The organism is Tianweitania aestuarii (assembly GCF_018457165.1).
GTDB lineage: Bacteria > Pseudomonadota > Alphaproteobacteria > Rhizobiales > Rhizobiaceae > Tianweitania > Tianweitania aestuarii.
The window spans coordinates 657,653-680,852 of the sequence record NZ_JAFMNX010000002.1; the positions used below are offsets into that span (position 1 = coordinate 657,653).

General features: G+C 60.2%; 23 protein-coding genes. 5 read left to right on the forward strand and 18 right to left on the reverse strand.

Features of this window, described 5'->3' with window-relative positions; genetic code table 11:
• Position 1: 1 nt before the first annotated feature.
• The 3 genes from aztC (at position 2) to JYU29_RS11265 (ending at position 2,428) form a co-directional block, all read left to right on the forward strand.
• Positions 2-1,012, forward strand: coding sequence for a zinc ABC transporter substrate-binding protein AztC (gene aztC, locus JYU29_RS11255; RefSeq protein ID WP_213984878.1), 1,011 nt, complete (start codon positions 2-4; stop codon positions 1,010-1,012).
• Between the two features lie 318 nt (positions 1,013-1,330).
• Positions 1,331-1,765, forward strand: coding sequence for a DUF983 domain-containing protein (locus JYU29_RS11260; RefSeq protein ID WP_213984879.1), 435 nt, complete (start codon positions 1,331-1,333; stop codon positions 1,763-1,765).
• 498 nt (positions 1,766-2,263) lie between these two features.
• Entirely contained in the window at positions 2,264-2,428 is a 165-nt protein-coding gene (locus tag JYU29_RS11265; RefSeq protein ID WP_213984880.1) for a hypothetical protein, read from the forward strand.
• Positions 2,429-2,472: 44 nt separating this feature from the next.
• On the opposite strand, the gene katE is transcribed toward JYU29_RS11265, so the two are convergent.
• Positions 2,473-4,584, reverse strand: a complete 2,112-nt coding sequence (gene katE / locus JYU29_RS11270; protein ID WP_213984881.1) for a catalase — start codon at positions 4,582-4,584, stop codon at positions 2,473-2,475.
• A 157-nt stretch (positions 4,585-4,741) separates the two neighbouring features.
• Here katE and JYU29_RS11275 point away from each other — a divergent pair, with 157 nt between their 5' ends.
• A complete protein-coding gene (locus tag JYU29_RS11275; protein ID WP_213984882.1) occupies positions 4,742-5,233 on the forward strand; it encodes a YciE/YciF ferroxidase family protein in 492 nt (163 codons plus the stop codon).
• A 472-nt stretch (positions 5,234-5,705) separates the two neighbouring features.
• On the opposite strand, the gene JYU29_RS11280 is transcribed toward JYU29_RS11275, so the two are convergent.
• From JYU29_RS11280 to JYU29_RS18340, 13 genes are all read right to left on the reverse strand, one after another.
• On the reverse strand, positions 5,706-5,996 hold the full coding sequence (locus JYU29_RS11280; protein ID WP_213984883.1) for a Dabb family protein: 291 nt from the start codon (positions 5,994-5,996) through the stop codon (positions 5,706-5,708).
• A gap of 85 nt (positions 5,997-6,081) precedes the next feature.
• Entirely contained in the window at positions 6,082-8,319 is a 2,238-nt protein-coding gene (locus JYU29_RS11285; protein WP_213984884.1) for a glycosyltransferase family 4 protein, read from the reverse strand.
• Entirely contained in the window at positions 8,316-9,419 is a 1,104-nt protein-coding gene (locus JYU29_RS18520) for a zinc-dependent alcohol dehydrogenase (RefSeq protein WP_431192848.1), read from the reverse strand. Before JYU29_RS18520 ends, JYU29_RS11285 begins: the two co-directional genes overlap by 4 nt.
• A gap of 1 nt (position 9,420) precedes the next feature.
• On the reverse strand, positions 9,421-10,401 hold the full coding sequence (locus tag JYU29_RS18525; protein ID WP_431192849.1) for a Gfo/Idh/MocA family protein: 981 nt from the start codon (positions 10,399-10,401) through the stop codon (positions 9,421-9,423).
• A gap of 7 nt (positions 10,402-10,408) precedes the next feature.
• On the reverse strand, positions 10,409-11,488 hold the full coding sequence (locus JYU29_RS18530; RefSeq protein ID WP_431192850.1) for a glycosyltransferase family 4 protein: 1,080 nt from the start codon (positions 11,486-11,488) through the stop codon (positions 10,409-10,411).
• 41 nt (positions 11,489-11,529) lie between these two features.
• Positions 11,530-13,752 carry a UDP-galactopyranose mutase gene (glf, locus tag JYU29_RS11295; RefSeq protein WP_213984885.1) on the reverse strand — a complete coding sequence of 741 codons (2,223 nt, stop codon included), beginning with the start codon at positions 13,750-13,752 and terminating at the stop codon, positions 11,530-11,532.
• 233 nt (positions 13,753-13,985) lie between these two features.
• Positions 13,986-14,423, reverse strand: coding sequence for an acyl-CoA thioesterase (locus JYU29_RS11300; protein WP_213984886.1), 438 nt, complete (start codon positions 14,421-14,423; stop codon positions 13,986-13,988).
• Complete coding sequence (locus tag JYU29_RS11305) at positions 14,420-15,403, reverse strand: branched-chain amino acid ABC transporter permease (protein WP_213984887.1); 984 nt, start codon at positions 15,401-15,403, stop codon at positions 14,420-14,422. Before JYU29_RS11305 ends, JYU29_RS11300 begins: the two co-directional genes overlap by 4 nt.
• The gene (locus JYU29_RS11310; protein WP_213984888.1) at positions 15,403-16,290 is read right to left on the reverse strand and encodes a branched-chain amino acid ABC transporter permease; all 888 of its coding nucleotides are present in this window, start codon (positions 16,288-16,290) and stop codon (positions 15,403-15,405) included. Before JYU29_RS11310 ends, JYU29_RS11305 begins: the two co-directional genes overlap by 1 nt.
• A 66-nt stretch (positions 16,291-16,356) precedes the next feature.
• Positions 16,357-17,553, reverse strand: coding sequence for an ABC transporter substrate-binding protein (locus JYU29_RS11315; RefSeq protein ID WP_213984889.1), 1,197 nt, complete (start codon positions 17,551-17,553; stop codon positions 16,357-16,359).
• A gap of 43 nt (positions 17,554-17,596) precedes the next feature.
• The gene (locus JYU29_RS11320) at positions 17,597-18,343 is read right to left on the reverse strand and encodes an ABC transporter ATP-binding protein (protein WP_213984890.1); all 747 of its coding nucleotides are present in this window, start codon (positions 18,341-18,343) and stop codon (positions 17,597-17,599) included.
• The gene (locus tag JYU29_RS11325; protein ID WP_213984891.1) at positions 18,336-19,088 is read right to left on the reverse strand and encodes an ABC transporter ATP-binding protein; all 753 of its coding nucleotides are present in this window, start codon (positions 19,086-19,088) and stop codon (positions 18,336-18,338) included. The genes JYU29_RS11320 and JYU29_RS11325 overlap by 8 nt, the downstream gene beginning before the upstream one ends.
• Positions 19,089-19,256: 168 nt before the next feature.
• A complete protein-coding gene (locus JYU29_RS18340; protein ID WP_431192851.1) occupies positions 19,257-19,946 on the reverse strand; it encodes a hypothetical protein in 690 nt (229 codons plus the stop codon).
• A 12-nt stretch (positions 19,947-19,958) separates the two neighbouring features.
• On the opposite strand from JYU29_RS18340, the gene JYU29_RS18535 reads away from it, so the two are divergent.
• Positions 19,959-20,174, forward strand: a complete 216-nt coding sequence (locus JYU29_RS18535) for a BrnA antitoxin family protein (protein WP_213984892.1) — start codon at positions 19,959-19,961, stop codon at positions 20,172-20,174.
• On the opposite strand, the gene JYU29_RS11340 is transcribed toward JYU29_RS18535, so the two are convergent.
• Genes JYU29_RS11340 through modA form a run of 4 tightly spaced genes read right to left on the reverse strand, consistent with a single transcriptional unit; the run spans position 20,166 to position 23,149 of the window.
• Positions 20,166-20,528 (reverse strand): winged helix-turn-helix domain-containing protein, encoded by a 363-nt coding sequence (locus JYU29_RS11340; RefSeq protein WP_213984893.1) that lies wholly within the window; start codon positions 20,526-20,528, stop codon positions 20,166-20,168. The two genes, JYU29_RS18535 and JYU29_RS11340, sit on opposite strands and share 9 nt — an antisense overlap.
• 3 nt (positions 20,529-20,531) lie before the next feature.
• Complete coding sequence (gene modC, locus JYU29_RS11345; RefSeq protein WP_213984894.1) at positions 20,532-21,641, reverse strand: molybdenum ABC transporter ATP-binding protein; 1,110 nt, start codon at positions 21,639-21,641, stop codon at positions 20,532-20,534.
• On the reverse strand, positions 21,638-22,339 hold the full coding sequence (modB, locus tag JYU29_RS11350; RefSeq protein ID WP_213984895.1) for a molybdate ABC transporter permease subunit: 702 nt from the start codon (positions 22,337-22,339) through the stop codon (positions 21,638-21,640). Before modB ends, modC begins: the two co-directional genes overlap by 4 nt.
• A gap of 12 nt (positions 22,340-22,351) precedes the next feature.
• Positions 22,352-23,149: a molybdate ABC transporter substrate-binding protein gene (gene modA / locus JYU29_RS11355; protein ID WP_213984896.1), complete on the reverse strand. Its 798-nt coding sequence runs from the start codon at positions 23,147-23,149 to the stop codon at positions 22,352-22,354.
• Positions 23,150-23,200 lie beyond the last annotated feature (51 nt).

Here is a 23,200-nt window from a genome sequence, read left to right on the forward strand (position 1 = left end):
CATGCTCAATCTCATGCGTCTCGCCAGCTTTGTGAGTGTTATAACATTAATGCCCGCCACCATGGCACCGGCCTCCGCCGAGAACCTCAAGGTCGTTGCCAGCTTCTCCATCATCGCCGATCTCGCCAAGAATGTCGGTGGCGACCGTATCGACATCACGACGCTGGTTGGTCCGGACGGCGATGCCCATGTCTACGAGCCCAAACCGGCCGACGCTGCAGCCGTTGCTGACGCCGACGTCGTTCTCGTTAACGGTCTTCAGCTGGAAGGCTTCCTGCAGCGCCTTATTGAGGCGAGCGGCACAAAAGCGCCTGTTGTCGAACTAACCAAGGGCGGCGAGATCCTGAAGAACGAAGAAGAGCATCATCATCACGATGCCGACGAAGAAAAGGAAGAGGCCGAAGGCAAAGGTCATGATCATGCCGCGGACGGGACCGATCATGGACATGACCACGGCCATGCCGGACATCACCACCACGGTGAGTTCGATCCGCATGCCTGGCAGTCTGTTGGCAATGCCGAAACCTACGTAAAGAACATTGCGGACGCGCTCTGCGCTGCCGACAAGGACGGCTGCGACACTTACAAGTCCAATGCTGAAGCTTATGAGGCGAAGCTCCAGGCATTGGATAAGGAAGTCAGGGAGAGCATCGCATCGATCCCGCAGGACAAGCGCACCATCATCACCTCGCATGACGCGTTCGGCTACTTCGAGCACGAATATGGCCTGACCTTCCTGGCACCGGAAGGCGTATCCACGGAAGCGGAAGCGTCCGCGGCCGATGTCGCAGCGCTGATCAACCAGGTCCGCGAAGACAAGGCGTCGGCAATCTTCGTGGAGAACATCACGAACCCGCGCTTGATCGAGCAGATCGCATCCGAAACCGGCATCAAGGTCGGCGGCACGCTGTATTCCGATGCTCTGTCCGACGCATCCGGCCCGGCTTCCACATATATCGACATGATGAAGCACAACGCCGAAACGATCAAAGCGGCCATCTCCGGCAGCTGATCGCGCAAGCCAGCTGTCTCAGGCTTGGCTGAACGAACATGATGACAGGTCGATCTGACCTCAACGAAAATCCGGCTCGCCAAACAGGCGGGCCGGAATTCGTTTTTACCTGCCCGACTCGCAAGATCGAAGCGGCTTCCAGAGGCGTTCATTGTGTCGGCCAGCTCGCTGAACGGAGCTGCCGAAGGTTGGTCTGTTCCAAACACTGCGAAAGGAACTATCTTCCTCCCTGCGAGCTGGGACATGTTGTCCATGCGCGCGACGGTCACAGAGGCGTGATGAACAAACACGTCTAGAGATCCGTGGAGGAGATGCATCATGGCCGAAACATTTAGTCCGACGACCAATCCCGCGCTGACAGGGATAAAGGGCCGCTGCCCACAGTGCCAGGAAGGCCACCTGTTCCGCGGTTTCCTGAAGCTTGCACCGCGGTGCGAGATTTGCGGACTGGATTACAGCTTCGCCGATCCGGCCGATGGTCCAGCCTTCTTCTCGATGAGCATCATATCCGTGCCGGCATTGGCATTCGCGCTCTGGTTTCAGCTGGCCTTTGAGCCGCCATGGTGGGCACACCTGCTCGTCACCTTGCCGCTAACGATCATCGGCTGCCTGGTGCTGTTACGGCCGCTGAAAGGCTGGCTTGTGTGTTCGCAATATTTCCACAAGGCCGAACCAGGTTCCATCGACCGGCAATGGCATGCTGACGCCGTGTCTCGGCGAGACGAAGAGAACAAGGATCAGACGGATCTTTAAGGACGCGTGCAAGTAGCGCTGACTGCTTCGTTGGTAAGCCCGCAACAAAAAAGCCAGGCAAAGCCTGGCTTAAATCGTCTCTAGCAATACGGGTGGCGCACGCGGTCGACCTGGATCGTGATGCCGGGCAAGAACCACGGCATCAGTGCCTTTAACCGGGAGAAACTGGGCAGCGGCGAACGCCGTAGCAATTGTCCAGTCCCGGCCATCCCCTGCATCCAACGCCGATGACGCCAAATGGCATCCTGCCGTGCAGCATGCCGTCACCTTGGCATGGTCACCGCCAGTGCTGGTCGGGTTCGAACCTGGCCCTGTCGCGCACAGCGGATTGCCGAACATATCGAGCTGCGGCCCGAGCGGCATCGCTGTCGCCGTCCACACGGAGACGCCCCATTGCAGAAGAAATACAAGGGCGACCAGAAGCGCGCCCCAGCGCTTTGAACCCATCGATTTGCAAGCCCCGTTCTTTAGCGCGGTCTAACACGCGGGGCATGTTTCATGAAGAAGCTTGGCTGCGACAAATCGAAACCTGAAGGAATTGACCTGTCTTCAGCGGGATCGCTGCCGTGTTATCAATGGGTTCGCTGCAGGAAAGAATTGCGTCGCATGGCTGATGTTAAACGCATGCGCCAGCCGGACATCGAACCGGGCTGGCGCAAATAGCAAAAAAAGCGCCCTCCCGAGGAAGGACGCCACTATTAATCAGATCAGAGCTTGACGCTCTTTTCGCGTGCCCACAGACGCAGCTTTCGGCAGGACGTGATGAAGGTGTCGATCGACTTGGCGTCGGCCAGTGAGATCATGCCCTCATCGACGTCCATCTCCACGCTTGCTTTCGCAAGAAGCGGAGCGGCTTCCGGCGTGAAGGCAATGAACTTGCAGTGGGCAAAGGCGTCGGCAACGAAGTCGCGCGCCGCCGCCTCGCCCGCCAGCAATTCGGCACCTTCTGCCGAAAGCACCAGAGCCACCGCGTCGAACAGCACCGACGGGCCACCGTCGATCATGTGCTTGCCGGCAATCATCGTGCCATCATCCGCTTCAGCACCGGAGACCTTCGGCGCGATGATCTCCATCATCGCACCTTCCTTCTCGATGGCATCCTGCAGCTTCTTCAACAGCTTGGCGTCCGCGCCATTGCTGACGAGAACACCGACCTTGCGCCCCTTGAAGCTGTCCGGTCCACGTTCGATGATGCTGAGCGCCGGCGAAGCGGCCAGATCATCGCGAACCGGAACGGCCGAGTCCGCCGGCTTCGGCATGTCCTTGACGCCGAGCTTGTCGGCCACGGCTGTTGCAAGCGCTTCGTCGATGTTGAGAAGATGCGACAGCATCCGCTCGCGGATTGCCGGCGTTTCAACCTTGCTGAGCTCGAAGGTCAATGCCATGGCGATGTGGCGCTGTTCCGTCACGGTCTGGCTGTTGAAGAACTGCCTTGCCTGGCTGTAGTGATCGGCGAAGCTCTCGGCGCGCAAGCGAACCTTATGCCCTTCCATCGGCTCGGCATAGCTGCGGAAGCCGCGCTGCGGGCTCTCGCGTGGACCGGCGCCCCAAGAGTTCGGCTGATAGTTTGCGCGCCCCGTCGGATTGCGCATCGCCATATGGCCGTCTTGCTGGAAGTGGTTGAACGGGCATTTCGGCGCGTTGATCGGCAGATGCGTGAAGTTGGTGCTGCCCAAACGCTTCAACTGCGTGTCGAGGTAGGAGAAGTTGCGGCCCTGCAACAGCGGATCGTTCGTGAAGTCGATGCCATCCGGCACGTTCTGCGTCATGAACGCGACCTGCTCGGTCTCGGCAAAGAAGTTGTCCGGCATACGATCGAGCACCAGACGACCCACCGGGATCGGCTTCAGGATTTCTTCCGGAATGATCTTGGTGGCATCCAGAATGTCGAAATCGAAGTTGTCGGCGAACTCCTGATCGAACAGCTGCACGCACAGCTCCCATTCGGGGAAATTCCCTGACTGGATCGCATCCCACAGATCGCGACGGTGGAAGTCGGGATCCGCACCGTTGATCTTGAGTGCTTCGTTCCAGACAACCGACTGAAGGCCGAGCTTCGGCTTCCAGTGGAACTTGACGAAGGTGGACTCGTCCTTGTCGTTCAAGAAGCGGAAGGTATGAACGCCGAAACCTTCCATGAAGCGCAGCGAGCGCGGGATCGTACGATCCGACATGATCCACATGATCATGTTCATGGACTCAGGCGTCAGGCTGATGAAGTCCCAGAAGTTGTCATGCGCAGTCTGCGCTTGCGGGAAATCGCGGTCAGGCTCCGGCTTGGCAGCATGGATCAGGTCGGGAAACTTGATGGCATCCTGAATGAAGAACACGGGAATGTTGTTGCCGACGAGATCCCAGTTGCCTTGTTGGGTGTAGATCTTGACGGCAAAGCCGCGCACATCGCGCGCGAGATCGGCCGAGCCTTTGGATCCGGCGACCGTCGAGAAACGCACGAAAGCCGGCGTCTTCTCGCCAGGACGCTGGAAAAGATCGGCACGGGTATATTTGGCAAGCGAGTCATAGGTTTCGAAATACCCATGAGCACCATAGCCGCGTGCATGCACCACGCGCTCGGGGATGCGCTCATGGTCGAAGTGAAACATCTTCTCGCGAAAATGAAAGTCTTCCATCAAGGCGGGACCGCGGGCACCTGCCTTGAGCGTGTTCTGGTCGTCTGACACAGGCACGCCGTTGGCTGTCGTCATGACCGGCACATCGCCTTCAGCCGTCTGATGGAGTTCGCCCCCCTGCCCGCGCTCGAGCTTGAGATCGTGGACTGTGGTGGTCTTATTCGAAGCACGGGACGAGCTCTGGGCCATGGGCATTTCCTTTGGCTTGGATAACCCTCTCCAACTGCTGAGCAGCGCTGCAAGTTCCTCTTTATTTTCATTGAAGCAAATGTGTTTCAGGGCGCTGTGAGGAAGGAACAATCCTCGGTCGCTTCAGTTCTGCAGCTTCCAACAAGGAGGGTTACACGTGGCTAAAGAGAAGACACTGGACGACCTGTTTTACGATACGCTCAAAGACATCTATTACGCAGAGCGCAAGATCCTGAAGACGCTGCCGAAAATGGCACGGGCAGCGCAGTCGGATCAGCTGAAAGCTGCAATCGAGAAGCACAAGGATCAGACCGAAGGTCAGATTGAACGCCTTCAGCAGGTCTTCGAAATCCTAGGCAAGCGCGCGCAGGGCAAGACCTGCGATGCAATCGAAGGCATCATCTCCGAAGGCGAGGAGATCATGGACGAATTCAAGGGCATGCCCGCTCTTGATGCCGGCATCATATCGTCCGCCCAGGCCGTGGAGCATTATGAGATTACCCGTTATGGTACGCTCAAGCGCTGGGCCGAAACCCTTGGCATGAAGGACGTAGCCGGTCTGATCGACCAGAACCTTCAGGAAGAAAGCCAGACCGACGAAGACCTCACGACGCTGTCCGACACCGTCAACAAAGCGGCGATGGGTTGAGAGCCTGATTTATAGGACAAGGGGCGGCGTAGGCCGCCTCTTTTTTCGTCCAGCGCCAGAGTGGCATCCCGCCAAAGTTTCCGGCCCGCCGAAGGTCAAGACTGTGTCGACAGCCCATCGCGCTGGATAAATGTCGTGGCACGAAGCGAATGCGCGTCGCGTCCTGCTGAATAGATCCGTTCAAGGATATTGAAAGCGGCAACTGCTCGGCCATGCGACAGGTTATGCAATCCAAGACCGCCGAGGCACGCCGGCCTACCATCGCGTTGATCCCACACCATCCAAGCTCCGTTGGAGTCGCGGCAGCAGGAAAATCGTGTTTCTTGTAGTTGCGCTTTAGACATCATCCACTGGCCCGAAATCACATCCAGGCAATGCGGTTCCAGATGGCTGGTTCCGGACAAGTATGGAAGATGGTTAACGCAATCCTAACGCCATCAGGCACCGCATGGTTCGGCGTCGTTGCCGGTGTCTAAGCACCACCTTTGACATCGGCTGCAAAGCGCATGTCACGCATTGGCTTCACTGCAGCCGTGGTTGCGGAATAGGTGGGATGCGCCTTGTAGGCAGCCAATGCCGCCTCGTCGTCGAACTCTGCATAAACGACGATGTCGATCTTGTTCTCGTAGAGATCGACACGCAGATTTTCAGTGATCTCGAACACACGCGAGCCTGGGATCGTTCCAAGCGGCGCCAAACCACGCTTGACTTCGGCAACACGATCCGGCCCTTCCGCCGTGAAGAAGACGATGTGGCGTATCAATTCTCAAAACCCCTCGGGATGGATGCCGCGCTTATCCCTGCTTCCGCGCAGTTGAGCAAGCGCCGATCCACTTATCTCCGGTCAATCACCCAAGCCTGCTCGCCGCCAGAACCTCCGCAAGCGGCTGATGCGGTTGGCGGCGACCATTGCTGATCTCCAGCGAAAGCAGACCGCTTGGACAGTTGCGGCCATCATCCCAACCGACATGGTTCACCACGGGATAAAGACAGATGCCTTCCACCGGCACGCCGGCTTCACGCGCTTTCTCCGTTTCATGCAGGATCATGCGCATCCACGACGCGCGGCGATCGCCTTCCGTGCCGGTCTCGGCAACGAGGATCGGCCGGCCATAGCGGGCATAAACCTCCGTCAGCACGCGGCGAAAGCGTTTGTAGCGTGGGTCGGGCTCATCGATGGGGCCGACGGCATGCACCCACTGATTGTCGAAATAATAGTTCACGCCGACGATATCGAGGAAGCGCTCTTCCCCGCCGAGCTGCGGCCAAGAACGGCCGGCGATCATGTCCCAAGACTGGTACTGAGATTGGTGCCAGCCCTGGGCATCGCGTCGGTCATGTGCAGAGCCACTTTGCGGCAAAACATTGATGGCAGGGTCGCAATGCACGAAGCGCGCACGCGGATCGACTTGAAGAACTTCGCGCATGGCAGCGACCGACGCCCGCACCATCTGCGCCTTGAGTTCAAAGCCGCGCCCGCGTGCAAACGGGTTGAGATAAGCGACATCACCACCACCCCAGGAGAAGAAGGATGGCTCATTCACCGGGCAATAGAGCGGCACGTCACCGGTCTCGTTTTTCACCACCTGCGCAGCCGCGCGCGCAAAGCGGGCGAAGCGGTCAACGAAAGCAGGCGTCCAGATATCCAGATCATCCGGCCAGCCATAATGCAGCAGATCCCAGATCACCTGCGTGCCGGTATCGCGCGCAGCCCGCAGCATCGGCAGAAAGCTCGACCAGTCGTAATGGCCGGGGCTGGTTTCGATCAGATGCCAGCGCAGACCGTCCCGAACCGTGCGGATGCGATGCTCGGCGAGCTGGCGATAATCACCTTCGACATTGGCCGCATGGCCGGTCATGGCTGTCAGATCAAGCCGCGTCCGCTCATGGTCGCCGCGCCGGTGCGTCGAACATTCGAAGCCACCTTGCAGGAAGGAGCGGAAAATGGCCGGTTTCGGTGCCGGCACTCGTTCCGCCAATACCGCTTCAAACAATGCCTGCCACTGCGGGATCACGGCATCCGTGCTATAGGTTGCGTGCACCTTCTGCTGCAGCGCCGAGCCCAGTTCGCGACGCAAAATCGGGTTATCGAGCAGCCGCCGCATGGCAGCGGCTACTTCGGCAGGGTTCTCATGCCCGACAAAGAGGCCGGACACGCCATCCTCGATCTGCTGCATCGAACCATTGTCCGCAGTTGCAATAACCGGCAGGCCGGCAGCACCGGCTTCGGCGATCACATGCGGCATCCCCTCGCCGCGCGACAGCCAGGTGAAGATATCCAGCGAAGCAAGGACGGCCGGAATGTCTGCACGGTCGCCCAGAAAATGAAGGATGCCTGTGAGGCCAAGCCGCTTCGCGCGCGCTTTCAACGCGTCCGCATAATCCGGCATGAAAGCATCCGGCCCACCCACCACGACAAAGCGCGCGTTCGGGTGCGTCTTGTGGACGAGCGCTGCCGCCTCGATAAAATCCTCGACACGCTTCTTGGCGTCCAGCCGGCCGACCCAGCCGATCAAGGGCGCGTTCGCGGGCATACCGAACTGCTGATGCAACGGCGCCGGGGTCACGCCGGCGAACTCGTCGAGATCCACCATGGACGGGATTTCGAGCGCGTGATGGGGTCGCTCCGGCATTCTGGATGCAGCCGCGTCGCGGATCGACCGGCAAACGCCGACATAGCGGCTCGTCAAATGCTTCGGCCCGGCCAGCGCTTCCGACACCAGCCCGCCATGCTCGATCAAGGGCGGGCGATGATGCAGCTGCTCAAGAGCCGGATAGATGTCGGCGACGTTCTGGCTGGAAACAACGATGTCGTAGTTCGGGACCTTGTGCGCGAGATAGCTGACCGTATCCTCGAAGGAGAGGTCATACGGCACGGTATCGACATCGACGCCGAGCGCCTCAAGCTGCCGATGCGTCTGCTCTGGCATGCCCTCCTTGCGAAAGCAGGCGACGACATCGATGCGGTACCGCGAGGGGTCGAGCGTGCGGGCGAGAAGCCGGATTTCGGTTTCCTCGCCGCCGACAACCAGCCACGCAAAAACGAAGAGGATGCGGACGGGCTCGCCATCCTCTTTGACGATCATTGCGGGAACTCGAACACGATCTGCAGGAAATCGGGACGGTTCGCGACGAGATCGCCGAGGAATTGAGGCGCATCGTCGATCGGTACGACATGGGTGATCATGTGCTCGGCCATCGCCTTGCCATGCGCCTGCAACAGCTTGATCGTTTCATGGGCCAGGCGGCGACGATCCCATAGATGGCCGAGGCCGCGTGGCACGCGGTTGATCTGGGCGCAGCGCAGGTTGAGGCCGTTGTGGTGAAACTCCTCGCCCAAACGCAGACCGTTGGCGCCATCCTGGTAGAAAGCGAGATCGATCACCGTGCCCTGCGGCCGCAAAGCGCGCATGGCGAGATGCAGGCTTTCCGAACGCGCGCGGGTCTGGAACACGAAATCCGCGCCACGATCCGAGCCGCCGCCATTGTGCCAGCGCGCCTTGGCATAAGCCCACGCATCCTCCTCGGTCATGGCAATCAGGCCGAGCTTCTCGGCAATCTTGCGCCGGAACTCCGAGGGCTCTGCGACCACGACCTCCGAGGCGCCCACTTGTCTTGCAAACAGCGCCGTCATCAGGCCGACGGTGCCGCCGCCGAACACCAGAACCGGCCGACCGGCAACGCCCTGACCGAGCTGCGTGACAGTCGTGCCGAGCATCTCGGCATCGGCATGCAGGATGCCATTCGCCGCGATCGGCCCCATCTGCGCAACAAATACGCCGAGCTTGGGGTCGATCTCTTTTGGCAGGGTGAACAGCGGGTCATGAAAGGGATCAGCGGTGTGGCCCGACTTGTGGCCGAAGGTGGTGGCGACAACATCGCCATTGCTGAAGCCCGGATTGCGGCTGTCGCTGACGCGAGCTACTTCCATATAGCCGAGGAACGGCAAGGGATAGCGCGCATCCGGCTCGCCTTGGACGAACACGCCTCGTCCGCCATCCCAGCGCGACTTGAGATAGGGATTGGTGTTCTTGACGAAGGTTAGTTCGGTCCCGGCCGAAAAGCCGGTATAAAGCGCGTCGAGGCGGATATGCCCATCCGCCGGCGGACCTTCCTCATACTGGAAAAAATAAGCGCGTTCTGGAGCCTCGACGCCGAGCGAGCGAATGGTGCGGTGGTCGGACATATCAGGCTTCCTTCGTGGCGGTGAGGCTAACCGGCTTGCCGGTTTCCGCCGACTGCGCGATGGCCAGCGCCACGCGGTGGGTCTTCAGCGCTTCCTCGTAAGAACAACGTATCCGGTTCTCGCCGCCACGCACGGCATCGATGAAGTCGCGATCCTCGTGCCAAACTGGATCACCATGCGCACCGCGCACCGGACGCCCATGGCCGGTGTCGACCATGATCTCGCGATCCGAAAGCTCGATCGCCAACCCGTCTGCAAAGAGGTGCAGGCCGACGCGATGGCCCCAGCGAAGCAGGCAGGTGGAAGCAAGATTTCCGATTGTGCCGTTGGCGAAGCGCAGGCTGGCCGTGCTGGCAGTCGGTACGTCGAGATCGGGGAAGTCCGGGCGCACCTTGTGCGAAGCAAGGCCTGTCACCTCCGTGACTTCGCCGAACATAAAGCGCGTGAGATCGATGATATGCGTGGTCTGCTCCACGACCTGACCGCCCGACATATCCTTCTTCCACCACCAGGTGGGCGGCGGCGTCTGATCGAGCCAGTAGCCGGAAAACAGCTGCGCGGGATTGTCGGCAAGCAGATTGCGCGCTTCCTCGACCGTGTCGAGATAGCGCCAGTGATAGCCGACGCCGGTGATGATCCCAGCCTCCTTCACCCTCGCCGCAATGTCTTCGCCGGTCGCAAGATCAAGCGCGATCGGCTTTTCCACGAAGAAGGGCAGCTTGCGCGCAATCACATCGCGCTCAGGCTCGCCATGGGCGAACGGCGGCACGCAGATGTAAACGGCGTCCAGCTCTTCGCTGTCGAGCAGCGCGCGGTGATCGGCATAGACCTGGCCGCCATATTCGTTTGCGAGCCCTTCAGCGCGACCGAAATCCGTGTCCGCGAAGGCGGTCAGCGCGACATCTTCGAACTGTCGCAGCACGCCAAGATGGCGCATCGCAATGCCCCCAGCGCCAATGAAGCCGATACGGGTCTTTTCCATGGATTACCTATGCGACTTGGAGGGGGAGCAAGGAACGATAAACGGCAGCGGTTTCGGCAGCCATGCGGGCGGCTGTGAAGTGGTCGTGGAAGCGGACTTGCAGGTGCTCGGCCATAGCCAGACGCTTGGTGCCATCCTTCAGCGCATCGGCCAGGCAGTCAGCGAGAGACGCAGCGTTGCCCGGTTCCGCAAGCCAGGGATGATTGTCTCCCAGCGCTTCGATTGTGCCGCCAATGCGTGTTGCAACAACGGGCACGCCAGCACTCATGGCTTCCAGAACCACCAGCGGCAGGCCTTCAAACAAGGACGGCAGGATTACGAGATCGGCCGCACAAAGCAGATCAGCCACATCGCGCCGCTCGCCCAAGCAGCACACGCTTGGCCGGATGCCAAGTTCGTCTATCCTTGCTTCGATGCCGTCACGCTCCGAGCCGTCGCCCACCAGCAGCAGTTGGTATGGACCAGGCGTACGCTCCCCGAGCATCGGCAAAGCCTCGAGCAAAACCGCATGCCCCTTCTGCGGCGTGAACCGCGCGATCATCAGCATCAAGGCGGCATCCGACGCGACGCCGAGTTCCGCGCGCATCTCGTCGCGATCGCGCTGCGACACGCGTTTGTCGATGCCATTGCGCACCGAAACGATCTTGTCGTGGTTCAAACCGGCATCGCGATAACTGGCGGCAGCGGCGTCGGACACGGTGATCACGCGATCCACCAGCTCGATGGCCTGCGCGTGACCGCGGCGCTGGTCTTCATCCGTCAGAACAAAGGGAAGATGTTCGGTGCGCACCACCGGCAAGGCCAGGTTGCGGGCAGCGCGGCCAAGGTCGTGTCCCTCCCAGGCAATGCCGGCATGGACATGCACCAGCGACAAACCTGCATCCCGCAGCCAATCCGCTATACCCTCTTCCCCTTCTTCCAATCGCAACGCATGTGTCTGCAGCCCAAGCGCCTGCGCTCGCGCCAGAAAGGCCGGACCGCCGCCGCAATCGGGAAAAGCCAGAACCGGCTCGAAGCCTTCGCTCAAGGCGCAGGCCAGCGTCAGCATGTGCTCGCCGACGCCGGATGGAACCAGGCTGTCGGTCACGATACCAATGCGAGGCCGCCCTTGCGCGAAAGCAGGGGCGTTCACAGAGCGGCCTCGATTGACGCGGCTGCTCCTACCAGCTTGCGATGCGTGGCGAGCGCCTGACCCACGACCTGATCCATGTTGTAATAGCGATACGTGCCAAGCCGACCGACAAAGGTCACATCCCGCTCAGCGCGTGCCAGCGCCTCGTATTGCTTGAACAGGGCCTGATTCTCCGGCCGCGGGATCGGGTAATACGGGTCCCCTTCGGCACAGGCGAATTCAAAGCTGATGCTGGTTTTGGGGTGCACCTGGCCTGTCAGATACTTGTATTCGGTAATGCGCGTATAAGGCACGGTTTCAGCCGGGTAGTTCACCACAGCCACCGGCTGGAAGCGGCGTTGATCGAGCGTTTCGTGCTGGAAGCGCAGACTGCGATACGGCAGCGCCCCGAAGCGATGGCCGTAATAAGCGTCGATCGGACCGGTGAAGATCAGCTTCGGCGCCAGCCCCTCGGCACGCAACTCCTCGAAATCGACGCCGAGTTCCAGCGTGATGTTGGGATGATCGAGCATGGCCTCGAACATCGCGGTAAAACCATCCGCCGGCATCGCCTGATAGGTGTCGAGGAAGTAGCGGTCATCCATCGAGGTGCGGGTCGGCACGCGCGCCGTCACCGCCTTATCGAGCTCGCTGGGATCAAGACCCCATTGCTTGCGCGTGTAGCCCTGAAAGAAGGTCTCGTAGAGATCCGTGCCGACGGCCGAAACAACCACATCCCGGGAGGTGCGGATATCGGCAACCGGCTCAGCCCGGCTGGCGAGAAACGCGGCTGCCTGCCCCTCATCACGAAGATCGAGGCCGTAAAGGCCGTTCAACGTCGTGCGGTTGATCGGCATCGGCAGCAGCTTGCCGCCGACATCGGCCAGCACGCGATGCTCATACGGGCGCCACCGGGTAAAGCGCGAAAGATAGGCGAAGATCTCTTCCGAGTTGGTGTGAAAGATGTGCGGACCATAGCGATGCACGAGTACGCCATGCTCATCATAATGGTCATAGGCATTGCCGGCGACATGCGGACGCTTGTCGCAAACCAGCACGCGTTTGCCCGATCCGGCCGCCAAACGCTCCGCCAGCACCGACCCTGCAAAACCAGCGCCGACAATGAGATAGTCATAGGGCTTTGAGCGATCGGCGCGCCTTAAGCTCGGGATAGGCAGGCGGCTCGCCGTCGTGTTTCTGTTGTTGTTCGCCACCGCCTCCTCCACAAGCGCGGCCATGCGCCCATAGGTCTGGTCCCATGACATGGTGGCGAGCAAAGCGTCGGCTTCAACCAGCCAGTCGCGCCCCTCGAGGGTCAAGGCACGCTCGCACCCGGCTATGAAGTCGGCATGATTGCGCGCAATCGTGACGGCATCGATATCGCCGTAATGACGCTCGACATCACGGATCGCCGTCGACACCACCGGCTTGCCGCCGGCGAGATATTCCGGTGTCTTGGTTGGCGAAATGAAGCGGGTGGCTTCGTTGATCGCGAACGGCATCAAGGCCACATCCCAGCCGGCAATATAGGCCGGCAGTTCCGCGTAGGATCGTTGTCCGAGATAATGGATGTTCTTGGCCTGCGGCAGCTGAGCAGGATCAACCTTCACCACAGGACCAACCATCACGATCGAGCACTTCGGAAGCGCCTTGGCGAGCGCGGCGATCAGTTCGAAGTCGATGCGTTCGTCGATGACGCCGTAATAGCCCAGACGCGGTCCGCTGATGCCGGCCTGATCGGCGGGCACGGCCAGCTTGCCTTCGCGCGCCTGCGCAAAGTGCTTCGTATCGACGCTCGATGGAAACGGATGAATGTTGTCGTGCCGGTCGGCCTTCGCCTCATAGATGCTGTAGCCGCCGGTAAACACCGCATCGGCGCGCTTGATCAAAGCAGCTTCCAACGTCTTCAGGCGCGGTGGCGCGAAGCGGAAAGCGGATAGCTCATCCATACAGTCATAGATCACAGCGGACGCTTCGACATGATCGGCAAAGCCGAACATCATCGGTGTATAGAACCACACGACCGGCTGCTTGATCTGCGTCAGCGCCAGCATTTCATCCAGCAAACGCTTCAAGCCGGCTTCGCGCTCGGGCTCGCTCCACCAATGCGGCAGGCGCGGGCGAACAGCGGTCACCTGATCGTCGGGGAAGCGGTGGAATTCGAGGTAAGGCAAGGGATGGTCGCAAGGGATCCATTCCTCGAAGATGAAAACGGTACGTTCCCGGGCGAAGCGCGTCATCAGGTGCTGCGGCCGTTGCAGCACGAAATCCCAGCGTAGGTGGGAAAAGCAGATCAGGGGTGGAAGGGGATTCGAGCGGTCGAAGCCAGGTTGACGGAATAATGCAGCGTCCAAGATCAACCCCCAGATTTGTAGCTCCTTCTAACCACACTCAACTGGCTTTGTTCCAGTCGAAGACTTTTATGGACAAGAAGTCTGCTGACAAAAACAACAGGCTGGCAGATGCCTCAAATTTAGGCCTGCGGAAGGTTACGTATTAAGCGGGATAGAACCTCCCGAGCATGGTCGCTTAACGGGTGCGAGCGCCGGCTTTCTTCGCTCATCTGCACGATCACGGAGCGTGAAAGTGCAGCACAGGTGCCGTCTCGGAAAATACCCTGTGTCAGTTCAAAGGAAGACCGCCCGATCTTCGAAACCGCCGTGCCGACGACAACCTCACCCGGCCAGGCGAGCTCGGCACGGAAGTCGATCTCCAGCCGCGCGATCACGAAAGCACAGCCTTCAGCCGCCAGGCTGTCGGTCTTGTCGTAGATGATGGCGACGCGGCCGGATTCCAGCAGCGTGGAGAACACGGCATTGTTGACGTGCCCCTGCCGATCCGTGTCGCCATAGCGCAGCTTCTCCGACAGCTGATGCGGGTAGAAGCCTTGGTCTTCCGGCCTGTCGCTCACAGCGGTCGGCGGATCAACTTGGCGATAACGCCGACGATGCCTTCGCGGAACAGCATGACGCTGACCACGAAGATACAGCCCTGGATGATCGTGACCCAGGCGCCGAAGCTCGCAAGATAGTTTTGCATCGTGACGATCACTGCCGCGCCGACCAACGGGCCGAACACGGTGCCCATGCCGCCCAAGAGCACCATCAACACCACCTCGCCCGACATGCTCCAGTAAACGTCCGTCAGCGATGCCAGCTGGAACACGATGGCCTTGGTGGCACCAGCCAGACCGGCAAAGCCGGCCGACAGAATGAACACGGCGAGCTTATAGCTGTTGACGCGGTACCCCAGTGAAATAGCGCGCGGTTCGTTTTCGCGGATCGCCTTCAGCACCTGTCCGAATGGCGAATGGATGATGCGATAGATCGCCAGCAGTCCGCCGAAGGTGATGACCAGCACGACGAAATACAGCGACAGGTCGGAGCTCATGCTGATTGCGCCGAACAGATCGCCGCGCGGCACGTTTTGGATACCGTCCTCACCGCCGGTGAACGGCGCCTGCAAGGCAGCAAAATAGACCATCTGCGCAAAGGCCAGCGTGACCATGGCGAAATAGATGCCCTGCCGCCGGATCGCCAGCAGGCCGATCACGAAGCCGAGCACCACAGCCGCCAGCGTGCCGAGGATGATGGCGACTTCAGGTGTCAGTCCCCACACTTTCGCGGCATGGGCGGACACATAGGCCGCGCTGCCGAAGAAGGCAGCATGACCGAAGGACAAAAGGCCTCCGAAGCCGAGCAGAAGGTTCAGAGCGCAGGCAAACAACGCAAAGCACATCACCTTCATCAGGAAGACCGGGTAAAGGAAGAAGGGGGCTGCAAGCGATAAAGCCAGAAGGGCGAGGAAGATCGCAATCTGGTAGCGCGGCATGGATCCGTTGCCGCGCTCCACAACCATCGTCGCGCCGTTAGTCTCGGTGAGTGCGGTCATCAGGCGGTCCTTCCGAACAGGCCAGCGGGCTTGACCAGCAGCACGATGGCCATGATCACGAAGATCACTACGGACGAGCCTTCAGGATAAAAGACACGGGTCAGGCCCTCGATCACGCCGAGTCCGAAGCCCGTCACGATGGAGCCGAGGATCGAGCCCATGCCGCCGATCACCACCACGGCAAAAACCACGATGATGAGATCCGCGCCCATGTTCGGATTGACCGAATAGATCGGCGCCGCCAGCACGCCGGCAAAGGCTGCCAGCGCGATGCCGAAGCCATAGGTCAGCGTGATCATGCGCGGCACATTGATACCGAACGCACCGACCAGCGTCGGGTTCTCCGTGGCAGCACGCAGATAAGCGCCCAGCCGCGTTTTCTCGATCACGAACCATGTGGTCAGGCAGACAACAAGCGACGCCACCACAACCCAGCCGCGATAGTTCGGCAGGAACATGAAGCCGAGGTTCTGCCCGCCCGACAACTGACTGGGGATCGTATAGGGCAAACCGGAAATGCCATATTCGTTGCGCGCCAGGCCCTGGATGATCAGGGCCAGACCGAAGGTCAGCAGCAGACCGTAAAGATGATCGAGGTGGTACAGGCGCGAGATCAGCAAGCGCTCGAGGATCACGCCGAGGATGCCGACGACAATCGGAGCCAGAAGCAGAGCCCACCAATAGTTGATGCCAAAATAATTGAGCAGCACCCAGGAAGCGAGCGCCCCCAGCATGTACTGCGCACCATGAGCAAAATTAATGATGTTCAGCAGGCCGAAGATGATGGCGAGGCCGAGTGACAAAATTGCATAGAAGGCGCCATTGATCAGGCCGAGCAGCAACTGCCCAAACAAGGCCTGTGGCGGAATACCCAGAAGCTCGAACATTCAACGATCCTGCGCGGTAAGGTAACGCCGCGCCGGTTATGACCGAGCGCGGCGAAAGCGATCCGTTTACTTCACGAGCGAGCAGCCGCCCTGGTCCAGCGGACGGAAGGACTGCTCGGCCGGGATGGTGGAAACCAGATCATAAAGATCCCACTCACCCTTGGATTCTTCCGGCTTCTTGACCTTGAAGAGGTAGGACTGGTGGATCTTGCGACCGTCGGCCCGGATCATGCCCTTGCCGAACAGGATATCGTCGGTCGGCATTTCCTTCATCTTGGCCAGGACCTTTGTCGGATCCTTGTCGCCCAGCGCTTCCACCGCCTTCAGATAATGCAGCACACTGGCATACACGCCGGCCTGAACCATCGATGGCTTCTTCTTCATCTTTTCTTCGAACCGCGCCGACCATGCACGGGTCTCGTCGTTCAGATCCCAATAGAAGCTCTCGGTCAGCATTAGCCCTTGCGCGGTCTGCAGGCCAAGCGAATGCACATCGTTGACGAACACCAGAAGACCGGCCAGCTGCTGTCCGCTTTGCGCCAGACCGAATTCCGAAGCCTGCTTCACGGAGTTAACCGTGTCGCCGCCGGCATTCGCAAAGGCGACGACCTGCGCACCAGAGGATTGCGCCTGGAGGAGATAGGACGAGAAATCCGTTCCAGGGAATGGATGACGCACCGAACCTAGGACCTCGCCGCCACCTTCCTTCACTACCTCACTGGCGTCTCGCTCCATGGCCTGGCCAAAAGCGTAATCGGCAGTGACGAAGAACCAGCTCTTGCCGCCATTGGCGACAATGGCGCTTGCGGTGCCATGAGCGAGCTGCCAGCTGTCATAGGTCCAGTGGATGGTGTTCGGCGAACAGGCCTTGCCGGTGAGATCCGACGTACCGCCGCCGGAATTCATGAAGACCTTGTTCTTTTCGCGCGTGATCTCGGCAACGGCCAGCGCCGCTGATGACGTTGGCACGTCGAGAATGACATCGACGCCATCCTGATCGTACCACTGGCGCGCGATGTTGGAGGCGATGTCCGGCTTGTTCTGGTGATCGGCCGAGATGATCTCGACGGTGATGCCCTTGTCGGCAGCCTTGTAATCCTCAACCGCCATCTGCGCCGCGACCACCGAGCCCTCGCCGGCCAGATCGGAGTAAACCCCCGAGCGGTCATTGAGCACGCCGAGTTTGACAGCCACGTCCGCGAATGCCGTGCTCGCGAACAAAGTCGCGGCAAGGCTGGCAATCAGAAACCCTGTTTTCTTCATTCCATTCTCCTCCATATTGGCGTTTTCGCCTTATTTTGCGTAGTCAAACACCGAGATAGGCGTGCAACTTCCCCTCATTGGCCTGGAGATCGCTGTTCTCGATCATGTCGATCGTGCGCCCCTGCTCCACGATGTAATGGCGATCGGCGACCGAAGCCGCGAAGTGGAAGTTCTGCTCCACCAGGACGATCGTGAAGCCCTCGTTCTTCAACCGCGAGATCGTATGGCCGATCTGTTGCACGATCACCGGAGCCAATCCCTCGGTCGGTTCGTCGAGCAGAAGAAGCTTGGCGCCGGTGCGCAGGATACGGCCGATCGCCAGCATCTGCTGCTCGCCGCCCGAAAGCTTTGTGCCCTGGCTCGAAAGCCGCTCCTTCAGGTTCGGGAAGAGTTCGAAGATCTGCTCGACGCTCAAGCCGCCTTCGCGCACTTTGGGCGGCAACATCAGGTTTTCCTCGACCGACAGTGACGAAAAGATGCCGCGCTCTTCCGGACAGATCGCAATGCCGGCCTTCGCGACATAGCGGGCCGGCGAGTGCATCAACTCCTTGCCTTCAAAGGTGATCGAGCCCTTGCGCTTCGGGATCATCCCCATGACCGACTTCAGCGTCGTGGTCTTGCCCGCACCGTTGCGGCCAAGCAGCGTCACCACCTCGCCGGCGCGCACATCGAAATTGATGCCGTGCAGCACGTGGCTTTCGCCATACCAAGCTTCGAGGTCACGAACCGTCAGCAGTGCATCGCTGATCGATGCGGTCTCAGGGCGGGTTGCAAGGGCAGCATCAGCCATGACCGGCTCCGATATAAGCTTCCACGACACGCGGATCCTGGGACACGGTAGCGTAATCGCCTTCCGCCAGAACCTTGCCGCGCGCCAGAACCGTGATCGTGTTCGACAAGGTTGCGACTACGGACAGGTTGTGCTCCACCATCAGGATCGTGCGGTTTGCCGAAATGCGCTGGATCAGCGCCGTGATGCGCTCGACATCAGCCTGCGCCATGCCGGCCATCGGCTCGTCGAGCAGCAGCATTTCCGGGTTGAGCGCCAGCGTGGTGGCGATCTCTAACGCGCGCTTGCGACCATAAGACAGTTCGCTCGCCGAGGTATTGGCGAACTCCGAAAGCCCCACTTCGGCAAGCAGGCTCAGCGCCTCTTCATCGAAGCGCGACAGGATTTTCTGTGAGCGCCAGAAATCGAAGCTGTCGCCACGCCGCCGCTGTAAGGCGATGCGGACGTTTTCCAGCGCGGTGAGATGCGGAAACACCGCCGAGATCTGGAACGAGCGAACAAGACCAAGCCGCGCAATATCGGCTGACGACATCGCCGTGATGTCTTTGCCGCCATAGGTGATCGTGCCGCGCGTCGGCGACAGGAACTTGGTCAGAAGATTGAAGCAGGTCGTCTTGCCGGCCCCGTTCGGGCCGATCAAGGCGTGAATCTGACCGCGGCGGACCCGAAGGTTCACACCGTCCACGGCGACGAAGCCCTTGAACTCCTTGGTCAGGTTTTCAGCCGCCAAAATGACGTCGTTCATTGTCCCTCACGTTCCCACCGGCATCGCTTGAGCGATGCGTTTTCTGTGAGACCTCCTCCCAAGAGGTACTCTTGCCTGACGGCTGTAAGCGGCTCCCATCCGCTTACATTGGGGAAGATGCACAGTCCGCGTGAAGGACGCAAGTGCACCTAAGGACTAAGATGTGCCTTAAAGTTTTTTGAGTTGCGTCAGGTCGACCGTACCACTCTGGCTGGTGAACTTCAGGGTTGCAGACGACGATTGCGCCTGCGCCACGCCGTGAATGCGGTGATCACCGGTATCATAAACGCTGATCGTCCCACCCTCGTCGATCACGAGCCGTCGTTTCTCCGGGAAAACGGCATAACGCATCGCATTCTGCGAGCCGGAGGTGGATGGCGAGCCAAGATCGGACGGCCACCACCGATCTCCGGATTTTTCCGCGGAAGCAGCTTCCTTCTGCTGAGGCTCATCTGCTGCAGGGGTGTCCTTCAGATAGGCGGCGAGCTCGGTTGCAACGGCGTCGAGCTTGGCTTTCATCCCGTTGTTGAACATGTCGCCCACCATCGTCATGCCTGGCGACCATTGTGCCATGCCGCCGAAATCCGGGTGATTGAACTGTGCCATGCCTCCGCCGCTGCGCCGCAAAGCGTCGAACACGGTCTTCACCGCATCCCTGGAAAGATCGTGACGCACCGCAAGTCGGGTCAACAGCGCTTCTTCTTTGACATGATTGGACATCGGTTTACCGGCTCCTTCGCTTGGTCGAAGGACAAACCGTCCGGCAGTTCGCTCGTTCCAGAAGAGCCGAAAGATGAGCGCGCAGGTTATCTTTGCAACTAGGTGAGAAGATGCTAATGTCCTGGCTTGATGCAGCACCGGAGTGCGGCAATGCCCAATAAAAGCAAGCTTCTGGACGCAACGAGGATCGAGATCCCCGTTGACCATCATGGCGCACAAAAGATCAACCTGAACCCACGCGTCGACGTCACGATCGACCTCGACCCAGACGTGGTCAGCAAATTCCAGGCAACCGGTCCAGGCTGGCGCGAACGGATGGAAGCTGTCTTGAGCGCGGCGGATATCGCGCAAACGCGTTCAAGCTGACGTTTCAGCCTCGTTCAGCCCCGCCATTTCTGCCTGCAGAGCATCGATATGCACGTGCGTGGCAAGGACGGCAGCCTGCTCCGCCGCGCGATAGCGGCTGACCAGCATGTCGCCCATTGGTGTAAGCCGCGCGCCACCGCCCTGCCTGCCGCCGCTCTGCGTTTCCACGACCGGCCGCCCGAACATGCGCTTCATCTCTTCCACGAGATCCCAGGCACGCTTGTAGGACATGCCCATCTCGCGTGCTGCGGCCGAGATCGAGCCTGACGCTGCGATCCGCTCAAGCAGGTCGATCTTGCCGGAGCCGATATGGCCGGCCGGGTCGAGCTTGATGCGCAGGCTAAGTGACGACATATCCTAATCAACCGCCGCAGCATGGCGAAACGCAACCGCACCGCCCTCGAAGCTCACCGCCTTGATCACGAGATAGAGATGCTGGCCGTTTCGGAGAGCCATTGCTTCAAGTGATCGCCTTGTGATGCGCGAAAACAATCGGTCGTCTCCACAAGCAAGCGTCACGAGAACGTCCGGCCCCTCGCCTGTTTCAATGCCGGTGACCACACCTTCCAGCACATTGAGAGCACTGATGCCGGCGGGCTTCTCTGTGGCAAGCATCACATCGCGCGCCCGCACCCGGACGCGAACCTTGCTGCCGGTTGCGGCCTTGATCCGCGGCAAGCGCCATTCCCCACCAGCCGAGCGCAGAAAGGTCAGCCCATAAGCAGGCTCCTGCTCGGCAACAACCAGCTCGATCAGTGCGCCGGCTTCCCCTTTTTCGCTGGCAGGCAGAAGGTCATGGCGCGCCAGAACATCCGCCGCCGAACCGTGCGACAACACACGACCGTCCGACAGGATCACGACGTCATTGGCAAGCCGCGCCACCTCGGCCACCGAATGGCTGACATAGATGATCGGGATCTTCGTTTCGTCCCGCAGTCGCTCGATGTAAGGCAGGATCTCGGCCTTCCGTGCATCGTCGAGCGCGGCCAACGGCTCGTCCATCAGCATCAGCCTGGGACTGGCGATCAAAGCGCGGCCGATGGCAACGCGCTGCTTTTCGCCGCCTGACAAACCGTCTGGTCGCCGTCCAAGGAGATGGCCGATGCCAAGCAGCTCCACCACGCTATCCATATCAGCGTAGCGTTCCCCTTGGGGCGCGAACCACCGCCCGTATCGCAGGTTATGGCTCACCGTCAGATGCGGAAACAAGCGCGCATCCTGAAAGACATAGCCGATCCGTCGCTTATGCGCCGGCCGGAAGATGCGCTTCTCGGTATCAACCAGAACACGATCGCCAACCGTGATGCGGCCATGATCAGGCTTGGTCAAACCGGCGATCAGATTGACCAGCGACGTCTTGCCCGAGCCGGATTGTCCGAACAGCGCCGTCAACCGGCCGCTGCTTGCGAAAGAGGCGTTCAGCGCGAAAGAACCGAGCCGCTTGTTGAGATTGACGGAGATCGTCATTCGACAGCAATCCGCTTGGCAAGCCGCCGCGCCATCACCTCGGATGCGATCAGCGCGACCATGGCGATGGAAACGGAAACAAGCGTCAGCCGCAGCGCACCGAACTCGCCGCCCGGCACCTGCGTGAAGGTGTAGATCGCCGACGGCAGCGTCTGCGTCTCACCCGGGATATTCGACACGAAAGTGATGGTGGCTCCGAATTCGCCCATTGCCTTGGCGAAAGCGAGGATCATGCCGGCAATGATGCCTGGCAGGATCAGCGGCAGGGTGACGGTCGCAAAGACCCAGGCAGGGCTTGCACCCAGAGTGCCAGCGGCCGCTTCGAGCTTGCGATCGACAGCTTCGATCGACAAGCGGATCGCCCGCACCATCAGCGGAAAGGCCATGATGCCACAGGCAAGTGCGGCCCCCGTCCAGCGAAACGAGAACACGATGCCGAAGGCGCTGTCGAGAAAGGAACCCACCGGTGCACGTCGCCCGAAGGTGAGGAGCAGGAGATAGCCGGTCACCACGGGCGGAAGAATGAGGGGCAAGTGCACGATGCCGTTCAGCAGCGACTTGCCCCAGAACTCCCGTCGCGCCAGCACATAGGCGATCCATATACCAAAAGGCAGGCTCGCGATCGTTGCCCAGAAGGAAACGCGCAGCGACAGTCGCACTGCATTCCATTCGTCAGGACTGAGCGCAAGCCATTCCATTCCGGTTCGGCCTTAACGGACAGCAGCAGGAAGAACCGTGAAGCCTTGCGCCTCGAAAAGCGTCCTGGCTTCAGCCGTCTTCAGGTAATCGAGAAAGGCGTCGGCGTCGGCAGAACTGGCTTCCGCGGTCTCAGCAGCCGGATAGATGATCGGCTCATGGCTATCTTCCGGAAACACGCCGACCACCTTCACCTTCTTTTCAGCGACCGCATCCGTTTCGTACACGATGCCGAGGGGCGCCTCACCCGTGGCAACCAGAGCCAGCGCTGCCCGTACATTTTCAGCCTGCGCGACATCACCGGAAACCGACTGCCAGACGCCCAGATGCTCCAAAGCATCTTTGCCATACTTGCCGGCTGGAACAGCCTCGACGTTGCCCATGGCAAGCTTGCCGCCCTTCAGAAGCCCGGCCAGATCGAAGCCTTTCTTGATGTCGGCCGTCACCCACGAGTCTGCAGGCGCAACCAGCACGATGCGATTGGCCAGCAGGCGAACTTCTGTGCCAGTCTTGATGAGCTTCTTGTTCGCCAGATAGTTCATCCAGTCGAGATCGGCAGACACGAAGACGTCTGCCGGCGCACCTGCCTCGATCTGCTTGGCGAGCGCGGAGCTTGCAGCATAAGAAATGGTGGCCTGCCTGCCGCTACTGCCCTTCCAAGCCGCATTGATGCTGTCGAGCGCATTCTTCAGGCTGGCGGCCGCAAAGACCGTGACCTTTTCCTGCGCATGAGCCGCCGAAACGAAGCTCCCAACGCTCAATGCAACGAAAGCGGCGACGGTAATCCCTGCGGCTTGCCTACGGTTGAACATCGCAACTCCTGATGATGGCCCGCAGAACCCCGCGACCGTTATATTCCTTAA

Coding starts and splice junctions, on each gene's coding strand:
- JYU29_RS18520 (WP_431192848.1), bottom strand. CDS start 9,419: ATGTCCGACCACCGCACCATTCGCTCGCTCGGCGTCGAGGCTCCAGAA.
- aztC (WP_213984878.1), top strand. CDS start 2: ATGCTCAATCTCATGCGTCTCGCCAGCTTTGTGAGTGTTATAACATTA.
- modC (WP_213984894.1), bottom strand. CDS start 21,641: ATGACGATCTCCGTCAATCTCAACAAGCGGCTCGGTTCTTTCGCGCTG.
- katE (WP_213984881.1), bottom strand. CDS start 4,584: ATGGCCCAGAGCTCGTCCCGTGCTTCGAATAAGACCACCACAGTCCAC.
- JYU29_RS11320 (WP_213984890.1), bottom strand. CDS start 18,343: ATGGCTGATGCTGCCCTTGCAACCCGCCCTGAGACCGCATCGATCAGC.
- JYU29_RS11315 (WP_213984889.1), bottom strand. CDS start 17,553: ATGAAGAAAACAGGGTTTCTGATTGCCAGCCTTGCCGCGACTTTGTTC.
- JYU29_RS11265 (WP_213984880.1), top strand. CDS start 2,264: ATGAAGAAGCTTGGCTGCGACAAATCGAAACCTGAAGGAATTGACCTG.
- JYU29_RS11325 (WP_213984891.1), bottom strand. CDS start 19,088: ATGAACGACGTCATTTTGGCGGCTGAAAACCTGACCAAGGAGTTCAAG.
- glf (WP_213984885.1), bottom strand. CDS start 13,752: ATGACGCGCTTCGCCCGGGAACGTACCGTTTTCATCTTCGAGGAATGG.
- JYU29_RS11340 (WP_213984893.1), bottom strand. CDS start 20,528: ATGTCGTCACTTAGCCTGCGCATCAAGCTCGACCCGGCCGGCCATATC.
- modA (WP_213984896.1), bottom strand. CDS start 23,149: ATGTTCAACCGTAGGCAAGCCGCAGGGATTACCGTCGCCGCTTTCGTT.
- JYU29_RS11310 (WP_213984888.1), bottom strand. CDS start 16,290: ATGTTCGAGCTTCTGGGTATTCCGCCACAGGCCTTGTTTGGGCAGTTG.
- JYU29_RS18535 (WP_213984892.1), top strand. CDS start 19,959: ATGCCCAATAAAAGCAAGCTTCTGGACGCAACGAGGATCGAGATCCCC.
- JYU29_RS11285 (WP_213984884.1), bottom strand. CDS start 8,319: ATGATCGTCAAAGAGGATGGCGAGCCCGTCCGCATCCTCTTCGTTTTT.
- JYU29_RS18525 (WP_431192849.1), bottom strand. CDS start 10,401: ATGGAAAAGACCCGTATCGGCTTCATTGGCGCTGGGGGCATTGCGATG.
- JYU29_RS11305 (WP_213984887.1), bottom strand. CDS start 15,403: ATGACCGCACTCACCGAGACTAACGGCGCGACGATGGTTGTGGAGCGC.
- JYU29_RS11260 (WP_213984879.1), top strand. CDS start 1,331: ATGGCCGAAACATTTAGTCCGACGACCAATCCCGCGCTGACAGGGATA.
- modB (WP_213984895.1), bottom strand. CDS start 22,339: ATGGAATGGCTTGCGCTCAGTCCTGACGAATGGAATGCAGTGCGACTG.